Source organism: Campylobacter sp. BCW_6873 (assembly GCF_001762365.1).
Lineage (GTDB): Bacteria > Campylobacterota > Campylobacteria > Campylobacterales > Campylobacteraceae > Campylobacter_D > Campylobacter_D jejuni.
The window spans coordinates 230,363-245,027 of sequence record NZ_MJWS01000065.1; the positions used below are offsets into that span (position 1 = coordinate 230,363).

The window sequence follows — 14,665 nt, forward strand, 5'->3', positions numbered from 1 at the left end:
CCTTATTGAATTTCAGGAGCATCTAAAGGTTTGATTTCTTTTTTAGATTGCTTAATCCCGTGGCTTAGTTTTTCCCAAGCTGCAATTTCTTTTTTATTTTCATATTTTACGATTAAAAATCTTATTACTTCTTCAGTGATTCTTAACACCCTTTCAAGCTCTGCAATTAAGTTTGTAGGAGCTTTGAAGTAAATCACAAAATAAGTTCCTCTTTCGTATTTTTTGATTTTATACGCTAATTTTCTAGTGCCCATTGGAACAACAGTTTCAATTTCTGCACCATTTTTGGTTAGGACTTCTTTAACGAATTCCAACTTCGCATTCACTTCCTCTTCGGTAAGTGTTGGTTTTAAGATAAATAAAACCTCATAATGTTTCATCTTTTCTCCTTATGGATATTAAAGCCCATTTTCATGAGCAAGGATTTTGCATAAAGCAAGACTAGATTATATCAAAATATACTTAATTAGTCTTGAATATCCAATGTCTTATCTAAATTTACTTTGATTTCTTCAAGCATGGCAAAACGTTTTTTATACATGGAGCGTTTTTGTGAAGGGATTTCTTCTAGGTTTTTTTGCGAGTGGTGGAGCTTGTAGTATTTGTGTTTATCGATTTTTATTAATTCTCCACCATTTTCTAGCCAAATTTTTTGATAATCTACAAAATATCCTTTTTCTTTTCCTTTTTGAGAACGGATTTGATTTTTTTCATGTACACCTAAAGTAGCTTGAAGTTTTAAAATTTCACAAAGCATCTTAGAGCATTCTATAAGTAAAGCAACAGGGCGCAAACCATGACATTTTTTAGTTAAAATTTTATTAATTTCTAAAATATTAAAATCTTTGTATTTATATCCTTGTATGCAAGAAAGTAGAAGATTATTTTCTAAAGTAAAGCAAAAATTACATTGTGAAATAGTGTATTTTTTAAATTTTAAAGAAAAAGCCCAAAAACCTTCTTCGTAAACATTATGGTTATATCCTAAAAAAAGCTCAAAATCTTCATCAAAAGAAAAAATCATTTGTTCTTCGGGAAGAAATTTAAAACAAGTAAGTCCCTTATCAACATCATAAATAAGTGTTTTAACGCGTTCATTTGCTTTAAAACTTTTATCGCAAAATCTTCTTATAGCATTGTAGCAAGCATAGGGTCTTTGAGAGAAAAAGTCTTTTAAATGTTTATTTTTTTCTTCATTAAGCGTTTTTTCTAGAAGCCTTACTTGAGGAAAATATAGAATTTTTCTTGCTTGAAAACGTAAATAGCGCCAAAAGATGATACTTTTTCTTCTATCAGTAAAATTTGGAATAGGGTAGGAAAATTTTTTATTCACCTGCAATCCTTGATATATCATTATAAGTTGCAAAGAGCATTAAGCTTAAAAGTATTGCCATGCCTGCGTAACTTAAGTATTCAAAAGCACGCTGTGGAACCTTGCGTCTAAAAATCATTTCATAAAGATTAAAAAGTATATGTCCTCCATCAAGCATAGGAATAGGTAAAAGATTTAAAATGCCTAAATTTATGGAAATTAAAGCAGTGATAAATAAAAGCAAAGTAAAGCTATTTTGTGCAGCCTTTGAGGTAATTTCAGTCATGGTGATAATACCGCCTAAATTTTTTGCTTCAACTTCACCACTTATGAGTTTTATTATACCCTTGATGATGAGTGTAGAAGCTTGAAAACTTTCTTGTATGGCATATTTAAAACTTTCTAAACCTTGATGTTTTACAAGAGTGCTTGTCCCATTTGGACTGACTCCAAGTTGAGGTTTTTCAACGATTTGTCCAAAGTCATTATATCCTTGTCCTATTTTTGGAGTTAGGGTAAATTCTAAATTTTTTCCTTCTCTATCGATTAATATTTTCAAAGGCTCTAAACTTAAATGCTTTGAAATTTCATCAAAGCTTTGAATTTTTACACCGTTAATTTCTAAGATAGTATCATTTTTTTGAAGTCCTATTTCTTGTGCAGCAGAGTTTGGCGCTATGTTTCCTATTTGCGGAGCAAGTTTGTTTAGACCTAAATTTCCTATGATAATATAAAGAAAAAAAGCTAAAATTAGATTAAAAAATGGTCCAGCAAAAAGAATATAAATCTTTTTTAAAGGACTTAAAATGCTATAGCTATCTTTGTCTAGATTTTCAAAACCAGGACGCATATCATCTTGTCCTTTAAGTTTAACATATCCTCCAAGTGGCAAAGCACTTAAGCGATAGTTCGTGCCTTTAAATTCACGCTCTATAAGACTTTTTCCAAATCCTATGCTAAAGACTTCAACTTTTACACCCAAAGATCTTGCAGCTAAAAAATGTCCTAATTCGTGAAAGAAAATTAAAAATGAGATGACTAAAACAGTTGCTAAAAATTCAATAGAATAAAATTTAATTCCCAAAATCAAAATAACAATTAAAAGCAATAAAGATCTCATTTTTCTCCTTTTTTCTGAGCTTTTATATAAGTATAGATGTATTCAAATCCAGAATAAAGAGTTAAAATCAAAGCTATGTAAAGTAGAATTTCTCCGCCTATCCACTCCATGATTAGAAATCCTATCGCAGTCATTTGAAAAGCGGTTTTAAGTTTGCCTGCAAAAGAAGCATTGACATTTAAATTTTCACTGATCATTACAACTCTAAAACCTGTGATAAAAAATTCCCTTACTAGTATAATATAAATTACCCATTCATTAGCTTTTCCTGTAAGTAAAAGCCCTAAAAAAGCTGCTAAAACAAGCATTTTATCGGCTAATGGATCTAAGATTCCGCCTAGTTTTGTAGTTTGTTTCCAAGTTCTTGCGATGTATCCATCGAAAAAATCACTTAAAGCTGCTAATGAAAAAGTTAAAGCAGCAAAATAGTTAATCCAACTTTGATGAATATTTTCAAATTTATGAATTAACAAAAAAAATAGCAAAGGCGCTAAAACCATTCTAAAAATCGCCAAGATATTGGGTAAATTCATAACAAGCCTTGTGAAATTAAATGTAAAATTATAATCAAAATTGTATAAAATTTAAGCAAAGACTTAGTAAAAATACAAAAAAGAATCAGTTTATTTTTATTTAAATTTTGCTTAAAAGCAAAATTTAAATAAATTTTACAAATTCATCAAAACTAAAACGATTTTTTTGAGGATTTTTTTTATCGTTGCAATATCCTAAAGCCACCACCAAACTTGATCTTTCTTTTTGAATATCAAGTGATAAATAAGAATCAAGCTTTTCTTTATCAAAACCACCTATAGTGCAGCTTGCTATATTTAAAGCATTAGCACTGTAAAGTATGCTAGCTAGAGCTATATGAGCTTGTTCTCTTGCATAAGATATTTTTTGTTCTTGATTTAGAGATTTTAAAAAAGGCATATAAGTATCTAAGCGTTTTTGCATTTCTGTTTCACTCATATCTCTTTTTCTAAGTTTTTCTTCAAAATAATCCAAAAAATCAAGTCTTGAAATGATTATAATTAATGCAGCACAATCTTTTACATGTTTTTGTTGATTGCAAATTTTAGAAAGTTCTTCTTTTCTTTTCTCATCTTGCACTACTATAAATTTCCAAGGTTCCAGTCCCAAGGAACTGGGGCTTAATCTTGCTATTTCTAAAATAGAATTTAAATCCTCTTTTTTGAGTTTTTCATTTTTAAAATTTCTACAAGAATATCTTGTGCTAAAAATTTCAAGTTCTTTTTTCATTATTTTTCCTTGTAAAATTCGACGACTTCATTAAAATTTAAGCGTTGAGTAGAATATTTTGGTTCATGGGCTTTATATCCTAAGGATAAAATTACAGCAGTTTCAAAAGGATAAGTTAAATTAAGAAAATTATCAACCCTAGCTTTTTCAAAGCCACCTATCATACAAGAATCAATACCTAAGCTCATTGCAGCTAGCGACATTTGCATCATAGCAAGATAGCATTGAAGTTGTGCGTAATGATAGAGTTCATTATCATTCATTGCATTGGTTTTATGGGTGTAAATTTCTAAAATTTTTTGAAAATTTTCTTCGCTAGAACCTGAGAAACGACGCACTTGTTTTTGTGCAAATTCATCTTTGCTTTGAAGATCTTTTCTTGCTAGAAAAATGATATTATGACTCGCACTTGCTACATTTTGTTGATTGTAACATAGGGTTGAGAGTTTAAGATTGTGTTCTTTTTGTTCTAATACTACAAATTTCCAAGGCTCAAATCCATGTGAGCTTGGGGCTAAGACTCCACTTTCTAAGATAAAATGCAAATCCTTTTCATTGATTTTTTTATCATTAAAAAGTTTACAAGCTCTGCGTTTTGAAATTAGTTCTTTAAAATTCATTTTATTCCTTAAAATCAAAAATAATAATATTAATTATAAAATGCAAAGCTTAATCAAAAAATATTATAGTTTGATATTTTTCTTAAAAACAAAACCGGATTTTTCAAAACCCATTTTTTGGATATAAAATTCATGAGCTTGTGTTCTAAAAAAACTTGAACTTAGTTCTAATTCTTCATATCCTTGATCTTTTGCCCAAATTTGGATTTTTTTCAAAAAAGCTTGACCTATACCTTTTCCTCTTAAAGCTTCATCTACGACAAAATCACAAATATAAAGACAATGATTATGATAAAGTACATTAAAGGGCATGACTCCACAAGCTGCTTTGTAGCTTCCCTCATTTTCATAGGCAAAAAGTTTATAATGTTGAGTTTGTGTAGCAAGTTGGATTTTGTCTAAAAAATCTTTCAAAGATAGGTTATTTCTTAATTGTTTTATCAAGGGATAAATTTTTTCCAAGTCTTCTTTTAGCTTAATTTCTTTCATTTTTAAATCCCTTAAATTTCAAAAATCTCAGGTTTTAATTTTAAAAGTAGGCAAAAAGTTGCTAAAACAGCTTGTTCTTGCATAAATTCACGATCTCCATCTAAATAAAGCGTTTCTTGGATAAAAGTTCCATCTCTAAACATTGCGCCTATATAAATAGTGCCTGATTTTATTTTTCCCTCATCTTTTTCGCCAACTACTCCGCTAATAGCTAAGGCAAAATCAGGATTAGCCGTTTTAAAAATACCTTTTAGCATAAAATAAACACAACGTTCACTGTATTCGCCATTATTTTCTAAGACGCTTTCGCTAATTCCAAGCCATTCGTGTTTGATGCGGTTGGAATAACTTACAATAGATCCTTCAAAAATTTCACTTACACCTGAAATTTTGGTTAAGGTGCTTGCACAAAGTCCGCCTGTGCAACTTTCAGCAAAAGAAATTTTTAATTTTTTTTCTAAAAGTTTAGAGCTTATAAAATGTATAGGATCTTTACCTAAAAACACCTTTTGTCCAAAAAGATTTTTTACGCTATTTAAAAAACCATCAAGTTTTCCAAAATTAGCGCAAGTGGCCTTAATAAGCACAAGATTATCTAAAAACTTGGTTGATTTTATACTTATCTCATAAGATTTTGTTAGGGTTTGCAGTAGTAATATAGCGCTTTCATCATCCATGCCAAAAATGCAAAAATATGCAAAATTTAATTTTATATGCCCAAGAAGATCAGGTAATTTTTCGCTTGGATTTATTTTAACGACATTAATTTTTGAATTTGAAAAATTACATACAAAGCTATTTTTACTAAATTCTGCTTTATCTGGAACCAAGGTATCATCTTTTAAGATAAGATTATCATCATTTAAAGTTGCTAAAATTTTAGCAACAGTCGCATAATGCAAAGGGCTTGTAAATAAAGTGATAAAATCATACTGATTTAAGAGATTTTCAAGCAAAAAGGGTAAATCTTTATCGGTTTTATTTTGTATGCGAATTTCGTTAATTTCTTTAAATTTTTCTTCATAAGTTCTATAAATATAATTTTTGAATTTTTCGTTTATAGTAAGCTCATCTCCTATAAGATAAAGCAAATGTTTCATAAATTTTCCTTTTTTTCTTATAATTATAGCCAAAAACAAAGTAGAAATTAAAGCTAATTTGAGTAGAATTTAAGATTATTAAAAATTAGGTGGAAAAAATGGACTACAAAGAAACTCTACTTTTGCCCAGCACTACTTTTGCTATGCGGGCGAATTTAGCGGAACTTGAACCGCAAAGATTTAAAAAATGGTTTGAGCAAAATTATGCTTATGAAAAAATGAAAGAAAATCGCAAAAATGCGAAAAAAAGTTTTACCTTGCACGATGGCCCCCCTTATGCTAACGGACATATTCATATAGGACATGCTTTAAATAAAATTTTAAAAGAAACTATTATCAAAACGCATTATTTTAAAGGTGAGAGTGTGCGTTTTACTCCAGGGTGGGATTGTCATGGTTTACCTATAGAACAACAAGTAGAAGTAAAGCTTGGAGAAAAGAAAAAAAGCTTAAGCAAGAAAGAAATTCGTGAGTTTTGCAGACAACATGCGAGTGAATTTGTAGATATCCAAAGAGAAGAATTTAAAAATTTAGGCATTATTGCGGATTGGGATAAGCCTTATTTGACTATGAAATTTGAGTTTGAAGCAGCGATTTATAGAACTTTATGTGAGATTGCTAAAAAAGGCTTACTTTGTGAGCGTTCTAAACCTGTTTTTTGGAGTTGGGCGGCAAAGTCAGCTTTAGCGGAAGCTGAAGTAGAGTATCAAGATAAAGAAGATTATTCTATCTTTGTGGCTTTTGATTTAGATGTAAAAGCTTGCGAAAAATTAGGCGTTTCAAAAGCAAGAGCAGTGATATGGACAACTACGCCTTGGACTTTGGTGGCTAATCAAGCTATAGCCTTAAATCCTAACGAAAATTATGTGATCACTAAAGAAGGTTTGATTTTTGCAAGTGCTTTGCTTAAAAGCATGGTAGAAAAAGGACTTACAAGTGGAGAAATTCAAAAAGAACTCAACGCAAAAGAATTTGAAAAACTTGAAGCTATCAATCCTTTAAATGGAAGAAAATCTGTTTTAATCATGGGTGAGCATGTATTGATGGATGGTGGAAGTGGACTTGTACATACTGCACCAGGACATGGCGAAGATGATTACTATGCTTGTTTGAAATACGGTATTGAAGTTTTAATGCCTGTTGATGATAGTGGATGTTATGATGAAACTTTAAGAGCTAAAGGGCTTTTGCCTTCTCATTTGCTTGAAGAGTTTATAGGTCTTCATATTTTTAAGGCCAATGAAAAAATTTTAGAACTTTTAGGCGAAAAACTTTTACATTCTTCTAAATTTATACACTCTTATCCATTTTGTTGGAGAACGCATAAGCCTGTGATTTATAGAGCTACTAAACAATGGTTTATTTTAATGGATGAACCAAAACTTCAAGGAAAAACTTTAAGAGAGTGTGCAAAAGAACAACTTTTAAAAACAACATTTTATCCGCAAAGTGGGGTAAAAAGAATAGGTTCTATGGTGGAAAATCGCCCAGATTGGTGTATTTCAAGACAAAGGGACTGGGGAACGCCTATAGCCTTTTTTAGAGATAAAAACACTAAAGAAGTGATTTTTGATGATGAACTTTTTGACTTTGTAGCAGCTATTTTTGAAAAACACGGTGCTGATGCGTGGTGGGAGTTTGAAATCAAAGATTTAATTCCTACAAATTCAAAATACAAAGCTGAAAATTTAGAAAAAGTATATGATATTTTAGATGTTTGGTTTGATAGCGGAAGTACTTTTAATGCAGTTTTAAATAGCGGACTTTATGACGCAGGAGAAAAAAGAGCAAGTATGTATTTAGAAGGAAGCGATCAGCATCGGGGTTGGTTTCAAAGCTCTTTGCTTGTAGGTACAGCGATCAATGAAAGTGCACCTTATGAAAGCATTTTAACTCATGGTTTTACCACTGATGAAAAAGGGCAAAAAATGTCTAAATCTAAAGGCAATGTGATTGCTCCTGAATATGTAGCAAAAACCTATGGAGTTGAAATTTTAAGACTTTGGATACTTTTAAGTGATTATTCAAGTGATTTAAAAATTTCAGACAATATCTTAAAACAAGTAGGCGAACAATACCGCAAAATAAGAAACACTATAAGATTTTTACTTGCTAATACAAATGACTTAAAAGATTTAGAAGTTAAAGAATTTAGTTTTATTGATAAATGGATATTAAGTCGTGCAACTAAAGTTTTTAAAGCAAGTAAAGAAGCATTTTTTGCTTATGAATTTGCTAAAGGTTTTAGTTTGCTTTTAAATTTCTTAAGTGCGGATTTAAGTGGGATTTATCTTGATATCAGTAAAGATAGACTTTATTGCGATAGTGAAAATGCTCAAAGAAGAAAATCTGCTCAAGTGGCTATGGCTTTGATGGCAAAAGAGCTTTTAAATTTACTTGCTCCAAATTTAAGCTATAGTGTAGATGAGGCTCTAGAACATGCTAATGTTTTAATCAAAGGCGATGCAAAAGATGTATTTGATCTGAGTTTAACTCAAGATTTTGATTATGATTTTGGTATAGATGATACATTTTTAATGAGCGCTAGAGAGAAATTTTTTGAACAAATTGATATACTTAAAAAAGATAAAATTATTAAATCTACTTTGGAATTAAATTTAAACATCAGTTTTAATAAATTCCCAAATGAGGAATTAGCCGATTGGTTTATGGTAAGTCAAATCAGCAATGAAAATGAAGAAATTTTGGCTGAATTTGAAGTAGAGAATGAGAAATTTAAAATCACCAAAGCTTCACTTTGTAAATGCCCAAGATGTTGGAAACTTCAAAGTAAAAATGAAGAAACACCTTGTTTAAGATGTGAAGAAGTTTTAAAAGGAGTTCAATGCTAGAAAATCCGATTCCAAATAGTATTATCATCACAACTATAGCGGTGGTTTTGGCTTTTAGTGCTTTAGCAGTATTTTTGATCAAAAAAACAAAGGAAAATAAATGATAACTTTAAAAGAAGCTTTAAAATACTCCAAAGAAGAACTTGAAAATTTAAAAAAAGAACTCAATGAAAAAGCAAAAAAAGAAAAAAAATTAGGTGCTTATATTGAACAATTTTTAGATAAAGACTTAAGCGTTTCAGGTGAAGGTGTGCCTGTAGCTATAAAAGATAATATCAGCGTAAAGGGCTGGGAGCTTACTAGTGCGAGTAAGATTTTACAAGGTTATATTGCTCCTTATGATGCAAGTGCGATTGTTAATTTAAAAGCTAATGGTTTTTCTCCTTTTGGGCGTTGCAATATGGATGAATTTGCTATGGGAAGTTCAACAGCGAGTTCTTGTTATGGAAAAACTTTAAATCCTTTAAATTTTGAGCGTGTTCCAGGTGGGTCAAGTGGTGGAAGTGCTGCTGCGGTAGCGGGTGGCTTGGCTTTGGCAAGTTTGGGTTCTGATACAGGTGGATCTGTACGCCAACCTGCGGCTTTTTGTGGTTGTGTAGGATTTAAACCGAGTTATGGAAGAGTGAGTCGCTATGGCTTAGCTTCTTATTCTTCAAGTTTGGATCAAATCGGGGTTTTAACGCAAAATGTAGAAGATGCGGCAATTTTATATGATGCGATCGCAGGATATGACAAAATGGATAGCACAAGTGCAAATATCGAGTTTATCAAAACCGTTCCAAATTTAAATGCAAATAAAAAATTAAAAATCGCAGTGATTGAAAATTATGTCAATGATGCAGATAGTGAAGTAAAAAACGCACTTTTAAAAACCATAGATATGTTAAAAGCTAATGGACATGAGATTGTATATAAAAATTTGCTTGATTCTAAGTTTGATATTGCGGCATATTATATCATCGCAACAGCTGAAGCAAGTGCAAATTTAAGTCGTTATGATGGGGTGCGTTATGGCAAGCGTTCTGAAAATATCCAAAATTTAAAAGAAATGTATGTAAATACACGCAGCGAAGGTTTTGGCGAAGAAGTAAAAAGAAGAATTTTGTTAGGAACTTTTGTTTTAAGCAGTGGATATTATGATGCGTATTATATCAAAGCACAAAAAGCTAGAGCTTTTATCAAGACAAAATATGAAGAAATTTTGCAAGATTGTGATCTTATTTTTATGCCTGTAACTCCTACAACGGCTTTTAAATTTGATACTCAAAAAAGCCCTATGCAAACTTATTTAGAAGATGTTTATACTATCTCTGTAAATTTAGCAGGGCTTGGAGGCATTAGTGTGCCTGTTGCAAAAGATAAAGAAGGGCTTAATATATCAGCACAACTGATTTGCAAAGCTTATGATGAACAAACCTTGTTAGATGGGGCTTTAAGTTTAGAACAAATGATTAAAAATTAAGGATGAAAGATGAAAATTGTAAAAAGAGCTTTAACTTTTGAAGATGTATTATTGCGTCCTGGGTATTCTGAAGTTCTACCTAAGGAAGTAAAAATTCATACTAAACTGACAAAAAATATCACTTTAAATATGCCTTTAATCTCTGCGGCTATGGATACAGTTACTGAACACAGGGCTGCTATTATGATGGCAAGACTTGGAGGACTTGGAGTGATTCATAAAAATATGGATATAGCCTCGCAGGTTAGAGAAGTAAAAAGAGTGAAAAAAAGTGAAAGCGGGGTGATTATCGATCCTATTTTTGTAAGTCCTAAAGCAAGTGTTGCAGAGGCTTTAGAAATCATGGCAGAGTATAGAATTTCAGGTGTTCCTGTAGTAGATGAAGATAAGAAACTAATAGGCATACTTACCAATCGTGATTTAAGATTTGAGAGCGATTTTTCAAATTTGGTTGAAAATGTTATGACTAAAATGCCTTTAATCACTGCTCCAAAGGGTTGTACTTTAGATGATGCGGAAAAAATTTTCAGTACCAACAAAGTAGAAAAACTTCCTATAGTTGATGAACAAGGACGCTTGGAAGGACTTATCACTATAAAAGATCTTAAAAAACGCAAAGAATATCCTGATGCCAATAAAGATAATTTTGGAAGATTACGCGTGGGTGCGGCTATAGGAGTAGGACAAATGGATCGTGTGGATGCTTTAGTTGAAGCGGGTGTTGATGTTGTTGTGCTTGATTCTGCGCATGGACATTCTAAGGGTATTATTGATACAGTAAAAGCGATTAAAGCTAAATATCCAAATTTAGATCTTATCGCAGGAAATATCGCCACTGCAGCTGCAGCAAAAGCACTTTGTGAAGCAGGAGTAGATGCGGTTAAAGTAGGTATTGGGCCAGGAAGTATTTGTACCACACGTATTGTTTCAGGTGTGGGTGTGCCTCAAATTTCAGCCATTGATGAGTGTGTGGAAGAAGCAAATAAATTTGGCGTTCCTGTGATAGCTGATGGTGGAATTAAATATTCAGGTGATATTGCAAAAGCTTTAGCCGTAGGTGCGAGTTCTGTTATGATAGGATCGCTTTTAGCTGGAACAGATGAGAGTCCAGGAGAGCTTTTTACTTATCAAGGAAGACAATATAAGTCTTATCGTGGTATGGGTTCTCTTGGGGCTATGCAAAAGGGAAGTTCAGACAGATACTTTCAGCAAGGTACTGCTCAAGATAAACTCGTTCCTGAAGGTATAGAAGGGCGCGTTCCTTATGTAGGAAGTATAAGAAGCGTGGTGCATCAACTTTTAGGAGGTTTGCGTTCTTCTATGGGTTATGTTGGAGCTAAAGATATAGAAGATTTTCAAAAAAGGGCTGAATTTGTTGAAATTACTACCGCAGGGCTTAAAGAAAGTCATGTACATGATGTTACTATCACTCATGAAGCACCAAATTACAAGGTCAATCATCAATGAGTTTTGAAGAAAATTTAAAACACGCTAATGAATCTTTGGAAAAATTAAACAATCAAGAGCTTGCCTTAGATGAAAGTGTAAAAATTTACAAAGAGGGTTTAGAAAGTATCAAAAAAGCAAGACTTGAGCTTGAAAAAGCAAAATTAGAAGTGGAGCAAATCGATGAGTAAAATAGCGGCTTTACAGTTTCCAACTTTAGCTTTAAGTGAATCAAGGCTTGATTATTATCTCAAAGCTTCAAAAGACAATGGGGCAAATTTAGTAGTTTTGGGCGAATATGTGATCAACAGTTTTTTTACAGAACTTTTGCATATGCCAAAAAATATGATAAAAGAACAAAGTGAAGCTAAAAAAGAAAGCTTGATTAAACTTGCTAAAAAATACGAATTAGAAATCATCGCTCCTTATGTAAGCGTTGAAGCTAAAAGTTATAAAAAACTTTGCTTAAAAGTGACTCCAAATGGTGTTAAAAGTTATGAACAGCAAATTTTAATGCCTTATGAACATTGGAATGAAGAAAAATTTTTCAGCAACAAAACTCCATCAGAATTAAAAATTTTTACTTTTAATTATGAAAAATTAAAATGTGCTTTACTTTTTGGTTTTGAGACACATTTTGATATTTTTTGGCAACAGATTATGGCGAAAAAAATTGATTTGGTTATCGTTCCTAGTGCTTGCACCTTTGAAAGTAAACAAAGATGGGAAGAACTTTTAAAAACAAGAGCTTTTTTAAATTCTACAAGCATTTTAAGAGTAAATCGCATAGGCAAAACAAAAGATGAGTGGAATTTTTACGGCGATACTCTGTTTATCAATGCTTTTGGCGAGATAGAAAGTAAATTAGGTTCTGAAGAAGAAATGCTTATTATAGAGCCTAAAAAAAGTGATGAAGCAAGAAAACTTTGGGGTTTTGATAAAATTCTTAAGAATTTTTAAAGAAGGTAAATATGAGAAAAATTTTACTTCAAATTTTTATTTTTAGCGTATTATTTATAGTAACTTTTGCCATTAATCGTATTTTAATGCAAAATTCTTTCATCCCTACAGGTTTAATTAGTGATAAAAATGAAATCTTTTTAATGTATCTTTTGGGTGTTTTTCATGATATAAGATTTTTAAGCGCAGCGTTTTTACCATTCTTGTTTTGTGGTTTTTTAAGTTTAATTTTTTCTAATATAAAAATAAATAATAAGTTAGTAATATATAGTAAAAATTTTTATTTCATTTTTTCAAGCGTTTATATAATTGTTCTTTCTTGTCTTTGTATAGGATTTTCTTATGTAAAATACTATTATTACGAAATTTACAAGACTAAATTTGATATTTTTATGTTTACTCTAAAAGATGATAATACAAAAACTATTTTAAGTATTATTTATCATGATTATCCAATTTTAAAAATTTTAGCTTTAATGTTGATTTTTGGAGTTTTTGTATTTTTTTTAAATTTGAAAATATTAAATTTAAAGCTAAAACCTGTTAATTTAAGATTATTTCCCTTGATAGCTTTAAATTTAATATTAATTATTGTTTATGTTATAGCCTTAAGGGGCCCCTTTAAGCATGTGGCTATAAATGTACAAAATTATTCTTTTAGTGAGTATAGTGTTGTAAATGATACAATGTTAAATCCAATTATGGCATTTTCTTGGGCTTTAAAACAATATAAAGAAGAAGCGGCTTTGAAGGTTATCACACCTTTGAAAGCACAAGAACTTAAAGAAAAACTTTTTGATTATTTGCATCAAAGTCCTATAAATCTAAAAGCTGAAAAGAATCATCCTAGTGTATTTGTTAACTTAATGGAAAGTTTTGGGCTTAATTTGGCTGATTTTACAAATACAGAACATAATTTTTTAGGTTCATTAGATAAACATTTTAAGCAAGATTTTTTATTCAAACGCTTTTTGAGTTCTAGTAATGGAACTATACCAAGTTTTGCAAACTTATTTTTTGTAAGTCCATTTTCTAATATTTCTACAAGTAAATTTCAGAAAACTTATTTGGATTTAACACCTATTGCTGTTTATAAGAAAGCAGGATATAAGGTGATTTTTGTAAGTGCAGGTAATGGATCTTGGCAAAATATTAAAAATTATCTCAGTATTTTGGGAGTAGATGAGATTATAGATGAAAATATTTTAATGAAAGAGTATAATGGAGCAAAAGATAGTGAAAATGGTTATGGGATAGCTGATGAGTTTTTATATAAAAAAGTTTATGACTTGCTTCAAAAAAATCCACATAAAACCCTTATAATTGCTCTTACCATATCCAATCATCCACCTTATAAAATTCCACAAAATGATTTGCCAAAATTACAAAACATTCCACAAACTTTGCTTAATATGCTTCCTTATGAAAAAGATAAACAAGATAATATTATCAAAGCTTATACTTATGCAAATAATGAATTTGGAAAATTTCTAGATAAAGTAAAACAAAGTCCATTTAAGAATAGTGTTATTATAGCAGCAACTGGAGATCATAGAGTACGCGAAATGAGTATGGATTTAAATTCCCAAAAAGCTTTTGCTTATAGTGTACCTTTTTATCTTTATATTCCTAAGGATTTGCAAGATAATATTTATTATGATAAAGATCGTGTAGGATCTCATAAAGATATTTTTCCAACTCTTTATGCTTTAAGTTTAAATAATGTCAAGTATTTAAGCGTAGGCGGAAGAAATATGTTAGCAAGACCAAGTGATGAGAAATTAGAATTTGGGATCAACGATGCTGTATGGATTGATAAAAAAGGTATTTATAGTGGCGGTAAAGGGTATTATTTTGAAAGTAATGATACTTTAAAAGATATGAATAAAGCTTTTAACCTTGATGGTTATACTAAAGACTTTGATAAATTTTATAGAGAGTTAAATTTATATCAATTAGCCGAGCGTTTAGGCATTTCAAAATAGGATTTATATTTTCTTTTTAGTAAAAAAGTGCTAAAATTTAGCCTTTAAAGTATAAA

At 30.7% G+C, this 14,665-nt stretch carries 15 protein-coding genes; 7 read left to right on the top strand and 8 right to left on the bottom strand.

What is annotated here, in order from left to right; all coding sequences use genetic code 11:
- Positions 1–2 precede the first annotated feature (2 nt).
- From rpsF to AJ932_RS05060, 8 genes are all read right to left on the bottom strand, one after another.
- Positions 3–380 carry a 30S ribosomal protein S6 gene (rpsF, locus tag AJ932_RS05025; protein WP_002812868.1) on the bottom strand — a complete coding sequence of 126 codons (378 nt, stop codon included), beginning with the start codon at positions 378–380 and terminating at the stop codon, positions 3–5.
- An 86-nt stretch (positions 381–466) separates the two neighbouring features.
- Positions 467–1,333, bottom strand: coding sequence for a VirK family antimicrobial peptide resistance protein (locus tag AJ932_RS05030; RefSeq protein ID WP_002812869.1), 867 nt, complete (start codon positions 1,331–1,333; stop codon positions 467–469).
- On the bottom strand, positions 1,326–2,432 hold the full coding sequence (rseP, locus tag AJ932_RS05035) for an RIP metalloprotease RseP (protein WP_002812870.1): 1,107 nt from the start codon (positions 2,430–2,432) through the stop codon (positions 1,326–1,328). The genes AJ932_RS05030 and rseP overlap by 8 nt, the downstream gene beginning before the upstream one ends.
- Positions 2,429–2,965, bottom strand: coding sequence for a CDP-diacylglycerol--glycerol-3-phosphate 3-phosphatidyltransferase (gene pgsA, locus AJ932_RS05040; RefSeq protein ID WP_002812871.1), 537 nt, complete (start codon positions 2,963–2,965; stop codon positions 2,429–2,431). The genes rseP and pgsA overlap by 4 nt, the downstream gene beginning before the upstream one ends.
- Before the next feature lie 124 nt (positions 2,966–3,089).
- On the bottom strand, positions 3,090–3,695 hold the full coding sequence (locus AJ932_RS05045; protein WP_070278113.1) for an NAD(P)H-dependent oxidoreductase: 606 nt from the start codon (positions 3,693–3,695) through the stop codon (positions 3,090–3,092).
- A complete protein-coding gene (locus AJ932_RS05050) occupies positions 3,695–4,315 on the bottom strand; it encodes an NAD(P)H-dependent oxidoreductase (RefSeq protein WP_002869051.1) in 621 nt (206 codons plus the stop codon). The genes AJ932_RS05045 and AJ932_RS05050 overlap by 1 nt, the downstream gene beginning before the upstream one ends.
- A gap of 63 nt (positions 4,316–4,378) precedes the next feature.
- On the bottom strand, positions 4,379–4,804 hold the full coding sequence (locus AJ932_RS05055; protein ID WP_002777060.1) for a GNAT family N-acetyltransferase: 426 nt from the start codon (positions 4,802–4,804) through the stop codon (positions 4,379–4,381).
- Between the two features lie 11 nt (positions 4,805–4,815).
- Positions 4,816–5,904, bottom strand: a complete 1,089-nt coding sequence (locus AJ932_RS05060; RefSeq protein WP_002853490.1) for a CinA family protein — start codon at positions 5,902–5,904, stop codon at positions 4,816–4,818.
- 98 nt (positions 5,905–6,002) lie between these two features.
- On the opposite strand from AJ932_RS05060, the gene ileS reads away from it, so the two are divergent.
- From ileS to AJ932_RS05095, 7 genes are read left to right on the top strand one after another with little or no spacing between them, the layout of a single operon-like run.
- Positions 6,003–8,756 carry an isoleucine--tRNA ligase gene (gene ileS, locus AJ932_RS05065; protein ID WP_070278111.1) on the top strand — a complete coding sequence of 918 codons (2,754 nt, stop codon included), beginning with the start codon at positions 6,003–6,005 and terminating at the stop codon, positions 8,754–8,756.
- Positions 8,750–8,860 (top strand): membrane protein, encoded by a 111-nt coding sequence (locus tag AJ932_RS05070; protein WP_002869114.1) that lies wholly within the window; start codon positions 8,750–8,752, stop codon positions 8,858–8,860. Before ileS ends, AJ932_RS05070 begins: the two co-directional genes overlap by 7 nt.
- Positions 8,857–10,218 carry an Asp-tRNA(Asn)/Glu-tRNA(Gln) amidotransferase subunit GatA gene (gatA, locus tag AJ932_RS05075; protein ID WP_070278109.1) on the top strand — a complete coding sequence of 454 codons (1,362 nt, stop codon included), beginning with the start codon at positions 8,857–8,859 and terminating at the stop codon, positions 10,216–10,218. The genes AJ932_RS05070 and gatA overlap by 4 nt, the downstream gene beginning before the upstream one ends.
- 9 nt (positions 10,219–10,227) lie before the next feature.
- The gene (gene guaB / locus AJ932_RS05080; RefSeq protein ID WP_002852968.1) at positions 10,228–11,685 is read left to right on the top strand and encodes an IMP dehydrogenase; all 1,458 of its coding nucleotides are present in this window, start codon (positions 10,228–10,230) and stop codon (positions 11,683–11,685) included.
- Positions 11,682–11,855: an exodeoxyribonuclease VII small subunit gene (gene xseB / locus AJ932_RS05085; RefSeq protein ID WP_002853034.1), complete on the top strand. Its 174-nt coding sequence runs from the start codon at positions 11,682–11,684 to the stop codon at positions 11,853–11,855. Before guaB ends, xseB begins: the two co-directional genes overlap by 4 nt.
- Positions 11,848–12,624: a carbon-nitrogen hydrolase family protein gene (locus tag AJ932_RS05090; RefSeq protein ID WP_002853489.1), complete on the top strand. Its 777-nt coding sequence runs from the start codon at positions 11,848–11,850 to the stop codon at positions 12,622–12,624. Before xseB ends, AJ932_RS05090 begins: the two co-directional genes overlap by 8 nt.
- Positions 12,625–12,635: 11 nt before the next feature.
- On the top strand, positions 12,636–14,609 hold the full coding sequence (locus tag AJ932_RS05095; protein WP_070278107.1) for an LTA synthase family protein: 1,974 nt from the start codon (positions 12,636–12,638) through the stop codon (positions 14,607–14,609).
- Positions 14,610–14,665 lie beyond the last annotated feature (56 nt).

Coding starts and splice junctions, on each gene's coding strand:
- rpsF (WP_002812868.1), bottom strand. CDS start 380: ATGAAACATTATGAGGTTTTATTTATCTTAAAACCAACACTTACCGAA.
- rseP (WP_002812870.1), bottom strand. CDS start 2,432: ATGAGATCTTTATTGCTTTTAATTGTTATTTTGATTTTGGGAATTAAA.
- pgsA (WP_002812871.1), bottom strand. CDS start 2,965: ATGAATTTACCCAATATCTTGGCGATTTTTAGAATGGTTTTAGCGCCT.
- AJ932_RS05045 (WP_070278113.1), bottom strand. CDS start 3,695: ATGAAAAAAGAACTTGAAATTTTTAGCACAAGATATTCTTGTAGAAAT.
- AJ932_RS05050 (WP_002869051.1), bottom strand. CDS start 4,315: ATGAATTTTAAAGAACTAATTTCAAAACGCAGAGCTTGTAAACTTTTT.
- AJ932_RS05055 (WP_002777060.1), bottom strand. CDS start 4,804: ATGAAAGAAATTAAGCTAAAAGAAGACTTGGAAAAAATTTATCCCTTG.
- AJ932_RS05060 (WP_002853490.1), bottom strand. CDS start 5,904: ATGAAACATTTGCTTTATCTTATAGGAGATGAGCTTACTATAAACGAA.
- ileS (WP_070278111.1), top strand. CDS start 6,003: ATGGACTACAAAGAAACTCTACTTTTGCCCAGCACTACTTTTGCTATG.
- AJ932_RS05070 (WP_002869114.1), top strand. CDS start 8,750: ATGCTAGAAAATCCGATTCCAAATAGTATTATCATCACAACTATAGCG.
- gatA (WP_070278109.1), top strand. CDS start 8,857: ATGATAACTTTAAAAGAAGCTTTAAAATACTCCAAAGAAGAACTTGAA.
- guaB (WP_002852968.1), top strand. CDS start 10,228: ATGAAAATTGTAAAAAGAGCTTTAACTTTTGAAGATGTATTATTGCGT.
- xseB (WP_002853034.1), top strand. CDS start 11,682: ATGAGTTTTGAAGAAAATTTAAAACACGCTAATGAATCTTTGGAAAAA.
- AJ932_RS05090 (WP_002853489.1), top strand. CDS start 11,848: ATGAGTAAAATAGCGGCTTTACAGTTTCCAACTTTAGCTTTAAGTGAA.
- AJ932_RS05095 (WP_070278107.1), top strand. CDS start 12,636: ATGAGAAAAATTTTACTTCAAATTTTTATTTTTAGCGTATTATTTATA.